General features: G+C 69.3%; 1 pseudogene. It reads left to right on the forward strand.

The window, feature by feature from the left end:
- Positions 1 to 381 (forward strand): annotated as a pseudogene (gene narY, locus GJV82_RS19280) (nitrate reductase subunit beta); the annotation flags it as partial.

The raw sequence follows: 381 nt of genomic DNA on the forward strand, positions 1-381 counted from the left end.
CACCCTGCCCATGGTCTGGTACATCCCACCCCTGTCCCCCGTCGTCGACGTCGTGGCCGCCTCCGGCAACGACGGCGAGGACGGACGCACCCTGTTCGCCGCGATCTCCAAGATGCGCATCCCGCTCGAATACCTCGCCGGCCTGTTCACCGCCGGCGACACCGCCCCCGTCGAACGCGTCCTGCGCCGCCTGGCCGCCATGCGCTCCTACATGCGCGACATCAACCTCGGCCACGACCCCCACGAACAGACCGCAGCCGCCGTCGGCATGACCGGCACCCAGATCCAGGACATGTACCGCCTCCTCGCCATCGCGAAGTACGAGGACCGGTACGTCATCCCCACCGCCCACACCGAGATCGCCCGCGAGCTCGACGAGCT

Origin of the sequence: Cellulosimicrobium composti, assembly GCF_009711085.1 — a bacterium.
In the GTDB taxonomy this organism is placed as follows: Bacteria; Actinomycetota; Actinomycetes; order Actinomycetales; family Cellulomonadaceae; genus Cellulosimicrobium; species Cellulosimicrobium composti.